At 55.1% G+C, this 519-nt stretch carries 1 protein-coding gene; it reads left to right on the top strand.

Annotation, left to right across the window (positions count from 1 at the left end; all coding sequences use genetic code 11):
* Positions 1–320: 320 nt before the first annotated feature.
* Positions 321–519 (top strand): DUF2798 domain-containing protein (locus EN906_RS36650; RefSeq protein WP_164777730.1); only part of this gene is annotated, 199 nt, incomplete at its 3' end.

Genomic DNA, 519 nt, shown 5'->3' with positions numbered 1-519 from the left:
GTGCATGAACATGCGTTCGCCGAAATGATTGTTCCCAAAATGTTTGTGCATTGATTGCTCCTTGAGTTGTATCTTACGATATATCTTAATTAGGCAAGCCAATCGATGGAGTCAAGATATATCTTACGATGTATCTGAATGCGGCGCCAGAGGCTTGCTTTCACTGGAACGTGCCGCTAGAAGGCCGGCGAGCGCCTCGGCTGCTCCGTAAGCGTCTGACGTCAAGCAACGCATCCCAACCCGGTCTTCCGGGCAATTTTGCCGGCCACGGCGAATGGATGCCAATGCGACGGACCGGACACTTTCAGGGAACACCCGAAATGAATGCAAGATATCAGCGCAGGAAACTGCCTGCGCGCTATGCCGCTGTTCTCAGCCCGCTGGTGCTGTCGCTGTTGATGACCTTCATCGTCTCGTTCATCTCGACGTTGAAAAGCCTTGGCTTCCACCCCGAGCTGCCGTCCATCTGGCTGACCGCCTGGGGCCTGTCCTGGCTGGTGGCGTTTCCAACGCTGCTGC

This window comes from Mesorhizobium sp. M7A.F.Ca.CA.004.06.1.1 (genome assembly GCF_003999135.1).
Classification (GTDB): Bacteria; Pseudomonadota; Alphaproteobacteria; order Rhizobiales; family Rhizobiaceae; genus Mesorhizobium.
The sequence above is the reverse complement of the archived record's forward strand: the minus strand, read 5'-3'. Positions and strand labels throughout refer to the sequence as shown.